9 protein-coding genes are annotated in these 16122 nt (G+C 68.0%); 4 read left to right on the top strand and 5 right to left on the bottom strand.

What is annotated here, in order from left to right; all coding sequences use genetic code 11:
• Nucleotides 1–12: 12 nt before the first annotated feature.
• From ACVCMI_RS02380 to glk, 4 genes are all read right to left on the bottom strand, one after another.
• Nucleotides 13–1083, bottom strand: a complete 1071-nt coding sequence (locus tag ACVCMI_RS02380) for an acyltransferase family protein (RefSeq protein ID WP_447097580.1) — start codon at nt 1081–1083, stop codon at nt 13–15.
• Between the two features lie 31 nt (nt 1084–1114).
• Nucleotides 1115–3427, bottom strand: a complete 2313-nt coding sequence (locus ACVCMI_RS02375) for a beta-N-acetylhexosaminidase (RefSeq protein ID WP_447097581.1) — start codon at nt 3425–3427, stop codon at nt 1115–1117.
• Between the two features lie 145 nt (nt 3428–3572).
• The gene (locus tag ACVCMI_RS02370) at nt 3573–6302 is read right to left on the bottom strand and encodes a TonB-dependent receptor (protein ID WP_447097582.1); all 2730 of its coding nucleotides are present in this window, start codon (nt 6300–6302) and stop codon (nt 3573–3575) included.
• Nucleotides 6303–6439: 137 nt separating this feature from the next.
• A complete protein-coding gene (gene glk / locus ACVCMI_RS02365; RefSeq protein WP_447097583.1) occupies nt 6440–7552 on the bottom strand; it encodes a glucokinase in 1113 nt (370 codons plus the stop codon).
• Between the two features lie 431 nt (nt 7553–7983).
• On the opposite strand from glk, the gene ACVCMI_RS02360 reads away from it, so the two are divergent.
• Nucleotides 7984–9273: a sugar MFS transporter gene (locus ACVCMI_RS02360; RefSeq protein ID WP_447097584.1), complete on the top strand. Its 1290-nt coding sequence runs from the start codon at nt 7984–7986 to the stop codon at nt 9271–9273.
• Nucleotides 9274–9395: 122 nt separating this feature from the next.
• Nucleotides 9396–10442, top strand: coding sequence for a LacI family DNA-binding transcriptional regulator (locus tag ACVCMI_RS02355; RefSeq protein WP_395120906.1), 1047 nt, complete (start codon nt 9396–9398; stop codon nt 10440–10442).
• Between the two features lie 30 nt (nt 10443–10472).
• On the opposite strand, the gene ACVCMI_RS02350 is transcribed toward ACVCMI_RS02355, so the two are convergent.
• Nucleotides 10473–12077 carry a S10 family peptidase gene (locus tag ACVCMI_RS02350; protein WP_447097585.1) on the bottom strand — a complete coding sequence of 535 codons (1605 nt, stop codon included), beginning with the start codon at nt 12075–12077 and terminating at the stop codon, nt 10473–10475.
• A 207-nt stretch (nt 12078–12284) separates the two neighbouring features.
• On the opposite strand from ACVCMI_RS02350, the gene ACVCMI_RS02345 reads away from it, so the two are divergent.
• Together ACVCMI_RS02345 and ACVCMI_RS02340 are read left to right on the top strand one after the other, a co-directional pair.
• On the top strand, nt 12285–14132 hold the full coding sequence (locus tag ACVCMI_RS02345; RefSeq protein WP_447097586.1) for a tetratricopeptide repeat protein: 1848 nt from the start codon (nt 12285–12287) through the stop codon (nt 14130–14132).
• Entirely contained in the window at nt 14129–15964 is a 1836-nt protein-coding gene (locus tag ACVCMI_RS02340) for a tetratricopeptide repeat protein (RefSeq protein ID WP_447097587.1), read from the top strand. Before ACVCMI_RS02345 ends, ACVCMI_RS02340 begins: the two co-directional genes overlap by 4 nt.
• The last annotated feature ends 158 nt before the right edge of the window (nt 15965–16122 follow it).

The following is a 16122-nucleotide window of genomic DNA, read 5'->3' as shown; positions in this document are numbered from 1 at the left end:
GCAGTGCCCGCCCTACAGCTTGAGGTAGATGCGGCGCCGGTCCATGGCCCACACCACCAGCCACCAGAACGCCACGAACACCACGGCGAAGGCCAGCGACGGCACGCAGGGTCCGAAGCGCGGCGTCATCCAGTCGGCGAACACGGCGCGGTACCACGTCGCCTGGCCCAGGGCGGGCAGCACGATCTGCATGACCTCCGAGCCGGCATAGGCGGCGATGGCGTTGACGCCGAAGCGCCGCCCCAGCGGTGGCCAGCCACGGCGCTCGACCAGCCAGTGGAAGGCCAGCAGCGCCAGCACGGCCCAGCCGGCCGTCCACAGCACGAACGAGGGCGTCCACAGGTTCTTGTTGAACGGCAGCACCAGCGACCACCCCGCACCGAGAGCCAGCGACAGCAGACCGCCCAGCCCCAGCGCCTTGAGCCGCCCGCGCCGCAACCAGCAGCCCGCGCGCAGGCCGAGCAAGGTGGTGGCCAGCGCCGGCAAGGTGCTGAGCAGGCCTTCCGGATCGTGCCCGCGACCGCTGAGCGGATCGATCGACCAGACATAGTGGCCGAACACCGCGCTGTCGGTGCGGCTGGCGAGATTGGCCCACGGCGCCAGCGTGCCGCCGAGTTCGAGCAGCCCCCAGTAGCCGAGCAGCAGCAGGGCGATCGCGCACCATTGCGTGCGTGGCCGCGTGTGGATGGCGAACAGCGCCACCGCGGCAAAGCACACGCCGATCCGTTGCAGCACGCCGGGGATGCGCATGCCGCGATCCGGCAGCAGCCACGTCGCCAGCAGGTTGATGGCCAGGCCGAGCAGCACGATGCGCGCGGCCCGCCACATCGCCGCGCGGGTCAGCTCGGCGGCGGACGCACCCCGCTCCAGCCGCGGCAGGATCGCCAGCGCCACCGACACGCCGACCACGAACAGGAAGAACGGAAAGATCAGGTCGGTCGGCGTGCAGCCGTTCCACTGCGCATGCTCCAGCGGCCAGTACACGTGGCCCCAGTCGCCCGGGTCGTTGACCAGCAGCATCGCGGCCACCGTGCAGCCGCGCAGCGCGTCGAGGGAGGCGAGGCGTGTGGACCGCGCGCTCATGCCACGCCGCCGCACCGTGCATGCGACGCGCTCATGGCGTGGCCTGCAGCGACACCTTCTCCAGCGCGTACAGCGCCCCGTCGATCGGCGCGGTGTAGATCAGGCACAGGCCGTGTTCGCCGCTTTGCGCAGGCAGCTTCGCGTCGAGCCTGAAGCGCCGCGGGCCGTGCGCGGGATCGGGCAACGGCATCGACGCCAGCACCGGTCCGTCGCAGTGATCGACATGCACCACCAGTTCGCCGAACGGCGTGGCGTGCGGGCGCGACACCACCAGCTTCTGCTCGTGCGCCAGCGCGAAGTTGCGCGGCAGGCGCACGGCGTCGACGTGGATCGCCGCGACGCCATCCATGCGCGTGGCGGGGAACAGCTGGCAGCTGTCGAACACGTTCACCGCGTAGACCGGCTGGGTGCTGGGCGCATCGGGCGACGGCTGCACGCGCAGGCGGAAGTCGCTGCCGGGGCAGTTGGGCAAGGTGTTGCCCGCAAGGCTCAGCAACCCCGCGCGGCTGAGCACCCGTTCACGCGGCGCAGCCAGCGCGCTGCCGTCGGCGGCGAAGCTGGCGGCACGCACGGTCACCGGCAGGGTCACGTTGAACGGCGCCTCGTAGCGCGGCGAGACCGGGGTGGGCGCGCTGCCGTCGAGCGTGTAGCGGATCGCGCCGAACCCGGTCGGGCTGGCCAGCGTGACGGTGGCACGGCCGGTGGCCAGCGCCACGTTGCGATCGGTGGCGATCTCCACCGCGAAGGCGCCGTCGGCGTAGGAAATCTGCTGGGCGCGGTAACGCGCGAGCTGGCCGGGCAGGCGCGACAGGAAGTCGCTCCAGTCGCGGCGGGCGTCCGGCGACCAGGCGACTTCGGCCAGCGCATCCAGCCGCGGGAACGCCGCGTGCTCGACGTGGGCGAAACCGGGCATGTGCTCGGTCCAGAAATTGGCCTGGACGCCCAGCACGTGTTTCGCCTGGTGCGCGTCGAGCACGCCGGGAATGGCCTGGAAACCGTACACGTCCTGCAGCGATTCCACGCCGAGGCGGCCGGCGTACTCGTCGGCCAGCGCGCTCTGCACGTGGTCGAAATAGAGGTCCGGCGCGGGCGACATCACCACGTCGTGGCCCAGCAGCGCGGCCTTGATCGCGCCGTCGATGCCGCGCCAGGACATCACGGTGGCGTCGGCCGGCAGCTTGTCGCCTTCGAGGATCTCGTCCCAGCCGATCAGCTTGCGGCCGTGCTGCTGCAGGTACCGGCCGATGCGGCCGATGAACCAGCCCTGCAGGGTGTTCTCGTCGCGGATGCCGAGCGCGCGCATCTTCGCCTGCACCGCGGGCGACGCCTGCCATTGGTCCTTGATCGCCTCGTCGCCGCCGACGTGGATGTAGGTCGACGGGAACAGCGCCATCACCTCGTCGAGCACGTGGTCGATGAAGGCGAAGGTGGCATCGTCGACGTTGTACAGATACGGGTTCACGCCCCAGTCGACGGACACCGCGGGACGCTTGCCGGTGACGCCGAGCTGCGGATACGAGGCCACCGCGGCCTGCGCGTGGCCGGGCATGTCCAGCTCCGGCACGATGGTGATGTGGCGCGCGGCGGCATAGGCCACCACGTCGCGGATCTCGTCCTGGGTGTAGAAACCGCCGTAGCGCTGCGGCTCGCCATCCCTGCCGGCGTCCGGCGGCGTGCGCCACGCGCCGATCCTGGTCAGCTCGGGATAGCGCTTGATCTGGATGCGCCAGCCCTGGTCGTCGGTGAGATGCCAGTGCAGCACGTCGAGCTTGTGCTGGGCCATCTGGTCGAGCAGGGTTTTTACTTCGGCCACGCTCTGGAAATGCCGCACCGAATCGAGCATCACGCCGCGCCAGGCGAAGCGCGGCCAGTCGCGGATGGACAGCGCCGGCACGTCCACCGCGCCGCGCGCGGCATCGGGCGTGAGCAGCTGATACAGCGTGACCACGCCGTGGAACAGGCCGGCGTCGTCGCGCGCGCTGACGCGGATGCCGTGGGTGTCGACATCGAGCGCATAGCCGCCGGCCTGCGCCACCGGCGCCTGTGGGTCGCGCCGCAGCACGATGGCGCGTTTCGCGCCGCCGCCAGGCTGCAGCGTCAGGCCGCGCGTGCGCGAGAGCAGGTCGATCAGGTAGTGCGCGGCCTGCGTGGTGGCCGGGTCATGGTCGGCCACCACGATGGTGGTGGCGGCGTCGACGCGGAAGCTGCCGTCGCCCGGCACGAGTTGCGCAGGCAGCGGAATCAGCGAGGGCGCTGCGGCCGTCGCGCTTGCCGGCGGCAGTGGCAGCAGCAGCATGAGCAACGCGAGCAGGCAGTACAGGGTCGGCAGGCATCGACGGGTCATCCGCATTCTCCGGTGCGCGCTCGCATGGTGCCATGCAGGGCCACCATGCGACGCCAAAAAAAAGCGGGCCCGCCAACCAATGCCGGGGCCCGCACGGGGAGGGTGTCGGCGCGCCGTCCGTGGCGCGCCATGCCGCGGCGTTGCGTCAGAACTTGAAGCGGAGGTTCAGGTAGTACTGGCGACCGTTGATGTAGGTCGAACGCGGCTGGATGCCGTAACCGTCGCCCTTGACGTAGTAGCGCAGCTTCGGGCTGTTGAGGTTGAGGCCGTCCAGCGACACCGACATCCAGTCGTTGATGCTGTAGCCCAGCGACGCGGACAGGTAGCCGGTGCCCTGCATGTAGAAGAAGCCGCCGCGGTCCGGGCCGGCGAAGTACGACGAGCGGTAGGTGTAGCTCACCCGCGCGTTGAACTTGTCGTTCTCGAAGAAGGCCGATGCGTTGGCGGTGTTCTTCGAGGTGCCCTGCAGGTCCTGCCCGTTGTCGGCGTTGCCGGTGGCGTAGGTGTAGTTGAGCGCCGCGCCGAAGTTGTCGCCGATCGGCTGCTGGTAGTTCAACTCCACGCCGCGCACCTTGCCGTCGACGTTGCTGGGGATGTTCACCTGGTAGGCCGAGTAGACATCGTGCCCTGCCGCCGTGCTGGCCGGCATGTCCTTGTACAGGCGCGACTCGGAAGCGAAGGTGACGTAGTTCTGCAGCGACATCTGGTACACGCCGGCCGACAACAGGCCGCGCGGCGCGAAATACCACTCCAGGTCGGCGTCGAAGTTGGTCGAGATCAGCGGCTTCAGGTTCGGGTTGCCGCCGCTGCCGGTGTGGCCGGTGTCATCCAGCGACACCGTGCCGGCCAGTGCCGAGTAGTCCGGCCGGGTCAGCGTCTGCGACACCGCCACGCGCGCCAGCACGTCGTCGGTCAGGTTGAACTTCAGGTTGGCGCTGGGCAGCGCCTTGCTGTAGCTGGCGTTGTTGGTGTTCCAGTAGTAGCCGGCCGGGAAGAACGCCGAGCCGAGGATCGGACCCTGCACTTCGGTCTCCTGCGGCGAGGTGCTGGTGTAGTTCACCGCCTGCTTGGTGTGCACGTAGCGCACGCCCACGTTGCCGCTCCAGCGGTCGCCGATGAAGTTGGCCTGCAGGTAGATCGCGCCGTCCTTCTCGTTCACCTTGTAGATGTCGTTCGGGTACAGCCGCTCCGGCCCGCGGTTGGCGTACTTCGAGTCGTAGGCGGCCAGGTCGGCCTGCGAGTAGTACCAGATATTGGTCGGGAACGAGCCGCCCAGCGAGCTGCCGAAATCACCCGGGTAATGGCCGAAGCTGGCGGGGAAGTTGGCCGGGTTGCTCCAGTCGCCACCGTTCGGTCCCTGCGCGAACGCATAGGGGTTCTCGCGCGTGTGGTCGGCGTAGCGCACGCCGAACTGCAGCGAGGCCAGCGTGCTGTCGTCGAAGTCCAGCTCGCCGTCGATCTTGCCCCAGTTCTCCTTGTCCTCGACGTTGATGCCGCCTTCGCCGAAGATCCAGTTGGCGCTGACGCCCGAGGCCGCCGGCGAGCTGTTGTCCGGCCCCAGCGACCAGTTGACCGGCTTGCCGGTGCCGCGGAAATCCCATGCGGCGCCGGTGCCCGGCGCGGTGTTCAGTTCCAGCACGTCCTGCTTCGGGCTGGAGCCTTCGCCCTTGGTGGTGCCGAGCTGGGCCGAGAAGCTCAGGCGGTCGCTCGCGCGCCAGTCGACGTCGGCGGTGAAGAAGCGGGTCGAGGCGGAGGCCTCGCGCGAGATCTGGTCGTAGATGCCGTAGTTCGTCGCGTCGTTGCTGGGCGAGAAGACGGCATTCGTCAACGTGTTGTTGGCCACGACGTAGCCGGGCTGGAGGTTGGTGGCGCCGTGCACGAAGTGGGTGGCCCACATCATGTAGTTGCGGTTGAAGTTGTTGGCCTTGAGCTTGCTGTAGAAGCCGTTCAGGTTGACCGTCACGTTGTCGGTCGGCTTGAACTGCACGTCCACCGACCCGCCGGTGCGCTTGCGCTTCTGGGTGAACAGCACGTTGCCGATCAGGCTGGGGAAGTAGACGCCGTTCAGATCCGGGTGCGCGGCGACGATGGCGTCGGTGCTCTTGAGCTGCTCCAGGCCGAGCACTTCCTGGCCGTTGCGCTGCAGGCTGCGCTCCTCGTAGAACGCCTGCGCCATCACGCCGAAGGTGCCGGCGTCGTTCTTCCAGTTGAACAGGCCGCTGAACTGCGGCTTGGTGGTGCCGGGCAGGTCGGAGTAGACGCCGCCGACGGACGCGTGCACGGTCACCGGCTTGTCGAACTGCAGCGGCTTGCGGGTGATGATGTTGACGGTGCCGGCCGCGCCGCCCTCGACCAGGCGCGCCTCGGAGGTCTTGTTCACCACCACCTCGCTGACGATCTCCGCCGGCAGCAGGCTGTAGCTGACGCTGCGGCCCACGGTGGCGGTCTGGTTGAGCACGAACCAGTCGCCGGTGCCGATGTTGTGGCCGTCGACCAGGGTCTGGGTCATGCTGGGCGCGGTGCCGCGCAGGCTGACGCGGTCGTTCTCGTCGAAGCCGCCTTCGCCCGCGCTGGAGGTGCCGACGCTGACGCCGGGCAGTCGCTGCAGCGTGTCGGCCACGTTCTTGGCCGGCAGCTTGCCGATGTCCTCGGCGGTGACCACCTCCACGTGCGCATCGGCGGCCTTCTTCAACGCCAGCGATTCGGCCTCGCTGTCGCGGATGCCGGTGACGGTTACCGTGGCCAGTTCCTTGACGTTGGTCTTCTTCGGCTGGTTGGCGTCGGCCGCGGCCGTGCTGTCCTGCGCAAACAACGCACCGGAGACGCACAGACCGGTGATGATGCTGGCGGCGAGCAATGTCTTGCGATGGTTCATGGTGTTCCTCCCCTCAAGAGGCTGGATCGAATCAGGACCGGCGTGGATGCGGTCGCGGACTGTGGGTGACGCGTGGTGGCGGTGGACAGCGGACAACGACGGTGGGCGTGGCGCCGTGCTGCGGGATCGGGCTCATCTCAAGCTCCTTGCCTGGGGTTGCGCCCTTCATCCAGAAACCAGCCTGCGGCGCCGATGACACCAAGCTGGCCGTGCTCAATCAGTCGAACCGGAACCTGTTGCAGCCAGGCGCGCATGACGCCCTTGTTCAAATAGCGCTCGGCAAACGTGCTCGCCAGCAGGAAGTCGTGGATGCGCGGCAGGATGCCGCCGGCCAGGTAGATCGCGCGGGCGCCGTAGAGCAGGCCGAGATCGCCGACGAAGCTGCCGAGCAGGCCGCAGAAAATCTCCAGCACTTCGCGGGCGACCGGGTCGCGGCCTTCCAGCGCCGCGGCGGTGACTTCGGCCGGCGTGCTCCAGCGCGGCGCGCGGCCGTGCAGTTCGGCCAGCGCGCGGTAGAGCTTGAGCAGGCCCGGCCCGGACAGCGCATCCTCGAACGAGACGTGGCTGCGCTCGCGACGCAGCAGGCGCAGGATCTCGATCTCGCGCTCGGTGCCCGGCGCCAGCGAGATCTGTCCCGCCTCGGTGGCCAGCACGCGGGCGCGCGGCGAGCCCGGCAACAGCACCGCCGAACCCAGCCCGGTGCCCGGACCCATCACCAGCACCGGCCCCGGCGGCGGTGCGGGCGCCTCGATGATGCAGCGGGTATCGGCCGCGTCGAGGAACTGGGTGGCATAGGCCACCGCCTCGAAGTCGTTGATGACGGCCAACTGCCGGATGCCCAGCGCGTCGCGGATCGCGCGGATCGACACCGGCCAGGCCAGGTTGCCGTTGACGATCGCGTCGTCCAGCACGTAACCGGCGCAGGCCACCGCGCATTCGCGGATGCCGGCGGCCGCGGCCGCGTGCGGCGTGTGCGCCAGTTGTGCGACGAAGTCGCGCAGCATCGCGGCGAGGTCGGGCCACTCGGCGCAGGCGTAGCGGCGGAAGTGCAGCACGCTGACCGGGCCGTGCGCATCGCCGCAGCCGCTGACCAGGCCGACCCGCGCATGCGTGCCGCCGACATCGGCAGCGAGGAACGGCTGCGCCGCCTCGCCGTCCGACGCCGCAGATACCCGCTCCGACGACGCCGCAGCAACCGGCACGGTGGTCGACGGCGACACGGCATGGCGCTGGTTGGCGACTTCCCCCACGGACGATCTCCCGAAACTCCGCTGCGATCCCGACGCGTGCGCCGGTCACTCGGCGCGGCCGCACGCCGGCCTGATGGAGGGCGAGTCTGTGGTCAAGATGACAACGTTGTCAACTGTGATCGTCGTCCAATTTCGCGACGCGGCTGTGGCGTCGCAGCAAAGCTGTCATGGCAACCTGCGAGGTTGCTTCAAGTGTGCGCCTGGAGGCTTTGTGCAAGCCATATTCGTGGCAGCCTGGCGGCCCGGACCACCTGTTGCACTGCCGCAACGATGCGATCCGAACGGCGGTGGATGCGCTCGACCATCCGCCGCAGCGATGTCCCGTCGCCGGCGTCGATTGACAACGTTGCACTTTTTGCGGAATAAGGAGACATTCCTGTCAGCACGGCCAGCCGGCCGCAGCGACACGGCACCCGGGGAGATCCACCACCATGAGCACCACACTGGCGGCCGCGCCGTCCCGGCAGCAGCAACTCGGGCCGATGCTGATCATCGGCCTGCTGTTTTTCATCTTCGGCTTCGTGACCTGGCTCAACGGTCCGCTGATCACCTTCGTCAAGCTGGCGTTCCAGGTCGAGGACGCCTATGCGTTCCTGGTGCCGTTCGCGTTCTACATTTCCTACCTGGTGTTCTCGCTGCCCGCCTCGATGATCCTGCGCCGCACCGGCATGAAGAAAGGCATGGCGCTGGGCCTGTTCGTGATGGCGGTCGGCGCCGTGCTGTTCGGCCAGTTCGTCAGCCTGCGCGTGTTCGCCGGTGCGCTGACCGGGCTGTTCGTGATCGGTGCCGGGCTGTCCTTGCTGCAGACCGCATCGAACCCGTACATCAGCATCCTTGGCCCGATCGACAGCGCCGCGCAGCGCATCGCGTTCATGGGCATTTGCAACAAGGTGGCCGGCGTGCTGGCGCCGTTCGTGTTCGGCGCGCTGGTGCTCAGCGGCATCGGCAGCTTCGGCGAGCAGGTTGCCGCGGCGCCCACCGTCGAGGCGCGCGAGGCGCTGCTGAACGCCTTCGCCGGCAAGGTGCACACGCCGTACATGGTGATGGCCGGCCTGCTGGTGGTGCTGGCGATCTGGATCGCGCGTTCGTCGCTGCCGGAGATCACGCCGGAAGGCGCCAACAGCGAGCGCGCGATCGGCCACGGGCACGGCAGCATCTTCAGCTTTCCGCACCTGTGGCTGGGCGTGCTGTGCCTGTTCCTCTACGTCGGCGTGGAGGTGATGGCCGGCGACGCGATCGGCACCTACGGCGCCGGCTTCCACCTGCCGCTGGACCGCACCAAGGTCTTCACCGCGTTCACCCTGAGCGGCATGCTGGCCGGCTACCTGGTCGGCCTGGTGCTGATCCCGCGCTACATCTCGCAGCAGCGTTACCTCGCGGTATCGGCGGTGCTCGGCGTGCTGTTCTCGATCGGCGCCTACCTCACGAACGGCTACGTCTCGGTCGGCTTCGTCGCCGCGCTGGGCTTCGCCAACGCGATGATGTGGCCGGCGATCTTTCCGCTGGCGATCAAGGGCCTGGGCGACCTCACCGAGCGCGGTTCGGCGCTGCTGATCATGGCGATCGCCGGCGGCGCGGTGGTGCCGCAGCTGTTCGTGCACCTGAAGCAGCACATCGACTTCCAGCTCGCCTTCACCGTGCTGATGGTGCCGTGCTACCTGTACATCCTGTACTTCGGACTGGCCGGCCACCGCGTGGGCCAGCGGCGCGCGGCACCGTGATCGCGCCGTTCGCCAGTCCCGGGGCCATACGCTAGGATGCACACGCCGCCGCACACCGGCTGTGCGGCGGTGTCGGCACATGGCGCTGCCGGCGCCCCACTCACGATGCACGAGGTCCAGCGGTGCGCAGCGCCACCATCAAGGATGTCGCGGAACGGGCAGGCGTCTCGCTGAAGACGGTGTCGCGCGTCATCAACAACGAGCCCTCGGTGCATGCGCGCACGCGCGAGCGGGTGCAGCAGGCGATCGACGCGCTCGGCTACCAGCCCGACCCCACCGCGCGCAGCCTGCGCAGCACGCGTGCCTATGCGATCGGCCTGGTCTACGACAACCCGAACGCGCACTACATCATCAACCTGCAGCGCGGCGTGCTGTCGGTGTGCCGCTCCAGCGGCTTCGGCCTGCAGATCCACCCCTGCGATTCCTCCTCGCCGACGCTGGCCGAGGAGCTGTGCACGCTGGTGCGTCGCTCGCACCTGGCCGGGCTGGTGCTGGCGCCGCCGATGTCCGAGCAGCCCGCGCTGATCCAGGCGTTGAGCGACGCCGGGATTCCGTTCATCCGCATCATCTCCGCGCGCAAGGACCCGCAGGATGGCTACCCCTGCGTCTACGTGGACGACCGCGACGCGGCTTACGCGATCACCGAACACCTGATCCAGCTCGGCCACCAGCGCATCGGCTTCCTGTGGGGCGGGCGCGAGCACCGCTCCAGCCCGGAGCGCTACCAGGGCTACGAGGATGCGCTGAAGGATTACGGCATCGCGCTCGACCGCAAGCTGATCCTGCCCGGCGATTTCACCTTCGACGACGGCTTCCGCGGCGCGCGCAAGCTGCTGGCGCTGAAGGACCGGCCCACCGCGATCTTCGGCTCCAACGACGAGATCGCCGCCGGCGTGCTGGCCGCGGCGCACTCGGACGGCATCAACGTGCCGTACGAGCTCTCCATCGCCGGCTTCGAGGACAGCCCGTTCTCCAAGCAGTCCTGGCCGGCATTGACCACCGCCCGCCAGGCCACCGAGGAGATCGCCCGCCACGCCGCGCAACGCCTGATCGGCGACCTGCAGCGCGCCGCCCACGGCGAGCCGGCGCAAGGCACCAACGAGGGCTTCAGCCCGGAACTGGTCGTGCGCGGTTCCACCGCGCCGCGGCACACCACCTCACGGCGCTGAACAGCCGGCCATCGCCCCCAGGGCGGGCGATTACTTCACGTTGTCGGTCTGCTCGATGAAGCGGGCGACGTTGTCGTGCAGCAGCTTCAGCGACGGCGCGTGCGCGTACACCATGTGGCCGGACGGATACCACGCATAGCTGATGTTGGCTTCGAGGCTGGCCGGGATCGGCAGGTGGTGCATCTCGTAGTCGGCGGCGAAGTAGGGCGTGGCCAGATCGTAGTAGCCGCCGTTGAGGTAGACCTTGAGACCCGGATTGGTCTTCATCGCCATCGCCAGGTCCGGCATCACGTTGGTCGAGGATTGCAGCGCCTCGCCCTGGACGCCCGGCGCCTTGTGCGAAAAGTCCCAATGGTCGATGTCGGCAAACAGCCGGTACTGTCGGCCCTGGCCGAACTTCAGCTCGCGCCGCACGTAGTCGTTGAACGCGGACACGTAGGCCGAGCTGATCGCCGAGGATTGCGGATCGTATTCGGAAGCCTTGCCCAGCGGATCGATCGTCGGGCCGGAGAAGCGCGTGTCGAGCCGGCCGGTGGTGGTGTCGTCGCCCGCCTGGAGCTCGTGCTCGAACATGCCGCCGCTGACGCGCAGGTTCGCCTTCAGCAGGTACGCCACCGGCAGCCCGGTGTACTGGTGCAGTTTCTCCGCCACCGCCTGCTTGCGCGCCTCGGGCAGCCGCGAGCCGGCCATCAGCGCCTGCGCGTACTCGCCCAGCGCGTACTGCTCCACCTCGCGCAGGAACGGCTCCAGCGCGGCCGGCTGCTGCGGCAACTTGTGGTGGTAGAACGCGGTGGCGGCGAAGGTCGGCAACGCCAGCTCATACGGCAGGTCGACGCCCGGATTGAACTCCGGCCCGTCGATGCTGGTGTCGAAATTGAGGATCTGCGAGAGCAGGATCACGCCGTTCAAGTCGACGCTGTCCTCGTTCTCCAGGATGTTGGCCAGCACCGCCGAGCGGGTGGTGCCGTAGCTTTCGCCGAACAGGTACTTCGGCGAGTTCCAGCGGTCGTACTTCGACAGGAAGCGGGTGATGAACTGGGCAAAGGCATGCGCGTCGCCGTCGACGCCGTAGATCGCCTTGCGCCGGTCCTTCATCTGCTCCTCGCGCTTGGCCTTGTCCTCGTCGTTCGCGATCAGCCGGCTGAAGCCCGCGCCGGGCGCATCGATGAACACCACGTCGGAGGCATCGAGCAGGCTGTAGTCGTTGTTGACCAGCTGGTACGGCGCCGCCGGCGTGTGCGTGTCGTCGCTGGTGACCACCCGCCTGGGCCCGAACGCGCCCATGTGCAGCCACACCGTGGCCGAGCCGGGACCGCCGTTGTAGATGAAGGTGACCGGTCGCTTGCCGGCATCGACGCCCTTCTTGAAATAGGCGACGTAGAACATGCTGACCTGCGGCTCGTCCTCCTTGTCGCCGCTGCCGTGCAGCACCAGCGTGCCGGCCACCGCCTTGTAGTCGACCCGCTTGCCCTCGACCGACACCGACCCCTCGCTGGTCGAGGACTGCGGCTGCACCAGCGCCGCGTCGGGTTTCGACTCGGGGGTCGCCTTGTCGTCCTTCTTGTCCGTGCCGGCAAAGGCCGTCGAGGTGAGCAGCAGCGCGGCAAGCACCGCGGCGAGGGGAAGTTTGCGCATGGGCTGGCATCCGGCAGGCGAAGCGCCGAGCTTAGGCTCCACCCCGGCCGGCCTTCATCCGCCAGAAGTCATTGCGCAGGAACTTGCGTGGCTGCAAAAGCCGCGGCCACGGACTGGCCGAAGGCAGCGGAAAGCCCCGCGATCTATGCCAGAATGCCGCCGCGGAACGGGCAGGGACGACGCGCTTTCGCGACTCGGCGCATGCCCATGGCCCAGCGGGGATTCTGGCGAGAGATCAGGCGCCGCCACGTGTATCGCGTGGCGGCTGCGTATGCCATTGTCGGCTGGCTGCTGATCCAGGTGGCGACGCAGGTGCTGCCGGTGTTCCACCTGCCGGACTGGATCGATCAGGCGGTGGTACTGCTGATCCTGCTCGGCTTCCCGATCGCGCTGGTGCTGGCATGGGCATTCGATGCCACGCCCCGAGGTATCGTGCGCACGGACGGCACCATTGGCACCGATTCGATGGCGCCATCACCGGCGCGCCACGCCGGCGTCGCGGTCGGCCTGATCGGCGTGCTGGTCGCCGCCATCGCGGGACTTGGCTGGTGGCATTTCCAGCACGACGCCAGGCAGCCGATGCAGGGTGTCGCGGCAGCATCCACGTCGACGGTTCGCGCCAACCCGCCGACGGCCGGGCCATCCGCGAGCGCATCACTCGCGCCAACACTGCCCGCCAAGTCCATCGCGGTGCTGCCGTTCGTCAACATGAGCGGAGATCCGAAAAACGACTACTTCAGCGACGGCATCACCGAGGAAATCCTGGACGCGCTGGCGCAGTTGCCGCACCTGAAGGTCGCCGCGCGCACGTCCGCTTTTGCGTTCAAGGGCAAGGCCGAGGACTTGCGCAAGGTCGGCGACGTGCTGGACGTCGCCACCGTGCTGGAAGGCAGCGTGCAGAAGTCCGGCGACGAGGTGCGCATTACCGCGCAGCTGATCGACACGCGCAGCGGCTACCACCTGTGGTCGGAGAAATACGATCGCAAGTTGACCAGCATCTTCGCGGTCGAGGATGAAATCTCCCAGGCGATTGCCGACAAGCTGAAGGTGCAGTTGGCGGGCGGGAGCGGCCAGTCGCTGGTTCCGCAAAAAACCGGTGATCCGCGCGCACACGATGCCTATCTGCGCGGGCTCACCTTGCTGGCCGCACGTTCGGTGGGGGAAGCCGTTGATGCGTTCCGGCAGGCCGTGGCGATTGACCCGGATTACGCGCAAGCCTGGGCATCGCTGGCCGAAGCGCATGCGTTACTGCCGGCATACATGCCGGTGTCGATGCAGACCGCCGATGCCGATTCGCTGGCCGCCGCGCAACATGCGCTTGCGCTGAATCCCGATGTGGCGTTGGCGTATGTCGCGCAGGGCATCGTCTACACCAACCAGATGCATTGGGCCGAGGCCGATCGCGTGTTCCGTCGCGCGCTGGCGCTGGCGCCGGGTGACGCCGAGGCGATGGATCAATACGCGCAGTTCCTGTACGCAGCCGGGCAGCTCGTACCCGCCCTGGCCGAGATCGAGCGCGCGCTGCAGCGCGATCCGCTTTCCGGCGTCAGTGGCGCGGTGCGCGCGCAGCTCCTGTTCGCGTTGCATCGCAACGATGAGGCCTTGAAGCAGATCGAGGGCACCCTGGCCGCGCATCCCAATGGCGTGCTGGAACATCGCATCGCGGTGTGGGTGTATCTGTCCTCGCATCGTTACCCCGAAGCGGAACGGCAGATGCGCCTGTCGAGCCCGCGTCATTCCGATGTCAGTGCGCTGTTGGTACGCGGCATCGCCGATCCGCATTTGCGTGCGAGTGCGGTCGAGTCCCTGGAGACTTCCCCTGCACTGGACAACCTTCGCCATGACGCCATCGTGCATGCCGTGTTCCTCGTCGCGCTTGGCCAGAATGAGCGCGCCCTGGCCATGCTCGACGAATTCGCGCTGAACGGCGACAGCACGACGCCGCAACTGTTGTGGTATCCGGCGTTCGATCCGATCCGCGACGATCCTCGCTTCAAGGCGATGCTCAGGAAGATCGACCTGCCCTACACCCCATGGAAATCCGCCACGCCATGAGCGCCCGGTCGTCGCTATTCGCCGAACTCAAGCGCCGCAACGTATGGCGCGCGGCCATGCTCTACGCGGGCACGGTGTGGGCGTTCGGGCAGGGCCTGTCGCAGTTCAGCCCGGCGGTCGGGTTGCCGGACTGGGCGACGCGGTGGTTCCTGATTGCGGCGGCCATCGGGTTCCCGTTCTGGATCGCGTTCGCGTGGTTCTATGAATTCACGCCTGAAGGCCTGAGGCGCGAGAGCGAGATCGCGGCGGGCGATTCCATCGCGCACGCCACTGGCCGCAAGCTGGACAAGTGGATCATCGGCGTGCTGCTGGTCGCGGTCGTGCTGCTGCTGACAAATACGTTTGTATGGCGCAAGGGCGCGGGATTGGGCGACGATCCGGGGCTCATCGTTCCGGCAAAATCCATCGCCGTGCTGCCGTTCGAGGATTTGAGTCCCGCCCACGATCACGGCTATTTCTCCGCCGGCATGGCCGAGGAACTGTTGAATGCGCTGGCGCGCGTGCAGGATCTGCGCGTCGCCGGGCGCGCCTCCTCGTTCTATTACGGCGACCACAATGCCGACCTGCGCACGATCGGCAAGGCGCTGGATGTGGCCAACGTGCTGGAAGGTTCGGTGCGCACGCAGGGCCAGGCGGTGCGGATCAGCGTGCAACTGATCCGCACCCGCGACGGTTTCGAGGCATGGTCGCAGAGTTACGACGGCAACCTGGACAACATCTTCGACCTGCAGGAGCGGATCGCCCGGGCGATCACCGAGCACCTGAAAGTAGTGCTGGGCGATGTCGGCAACACGCGGCTGGTGCCGGTGGCCACCCGCAGCGCGGACGCGTACGCGGATTTCATCACCGCGCAGGAACTGGTGAATCGCCGCGTGGGCGACAGCCTGCCGCGCGCGATTGTCTTGTTGCAGCAGGCGACGACACTCGATCCGGGCTTCGCGCGCGCCTGGTCCAAGCTCGCCGTGGCCAACGCGGTGCTGCCGCAATATGTGGCCGGTGACTGGAACGCGAGCTGGAAGACATCCGACGATGCCGCCCATCGTGCATTGGCGCTCGATCCGGGCGATGCGGAAGCCTATGCCGCGCTCAGCTACAACCAGTTTTCGCAGCGCCACTACACGGCCATGGTGGAACCGATGCAGCGGGCGCTGAAGCTGGCGCCGGAGAACTCCGCGGTCAACTACTGGGCCGCCAACGAGTTCGCCGCGATGGGCCGCACCCGCACCGCAGAGGCGCGCATCGATGCGGCGCTCGTCGACGATCCGGCCAATCCCCTGCTGCTGTTCTACAAGAGCATGCTGCGCTGGCGCGAAGGCGATCAGGCCGGCGCGCTGGCCTACGTCCATCGCGCCGGCGTGGCGGATTCGGCGTTCGGCGCGTTGATGCTGGAGTTCTACGATGCCGCGCACGGCGACGTGCAGGCTTCCGCGCGGGACTTCGCAAGCTCCACCAGCGAGATGGGCACGAAGATTTCCCGCGCGGATTTGCAGGAGATCTACCGCGGCACCTACGGCGATGCCGCACAACGCCAGGCCGCATTGCAGATCGTCGCCACGCACGCCGATGACAATTGGGCGCCGACCATGCTGCTGCAACTCGGCGCACCGGCGCGTTCATTCGATCTGTATGAGCACGGCCACAGCGGCCTGTCCGATGCCTACCTGAACTGGCTGTGGCAGCCGGAACCGTGGTCGCGGAAGGCGCGCCGCGATCCCGCCTTCCAGGGCTTTGCGCAACGCCTCGGCATGCTCGCGTACTGGAAGCAGTACGGCTGGCCGGACCTGTGCAAGCCCACGCCGGCCCCCGGTGCGCAGGCATTTGTTTGCTCATGAACCCGGCCGCCCGGCTTTGTGACCGATAGCGCCAGCTCACGCCGGCGCAGCGTGGAGTTTTTCAACCGGCAAGGGGAACGACATGCGAATCGAAGGCAGGAAGTGGACGACGCTCATCACCACCGCTCTTCTGTGCCAGGTGTTCCCGGCGGTCGCGA

The sequence above is a fragment of the Rhodanobacter sp. UC4448_H15 genome (assembly GCF_052978265.1).
The sequence above is the reverse complement of the archived record's forward strand: the minus strand, read 5'-3'. Positions and strand labels throughout refer to the sequence as shown.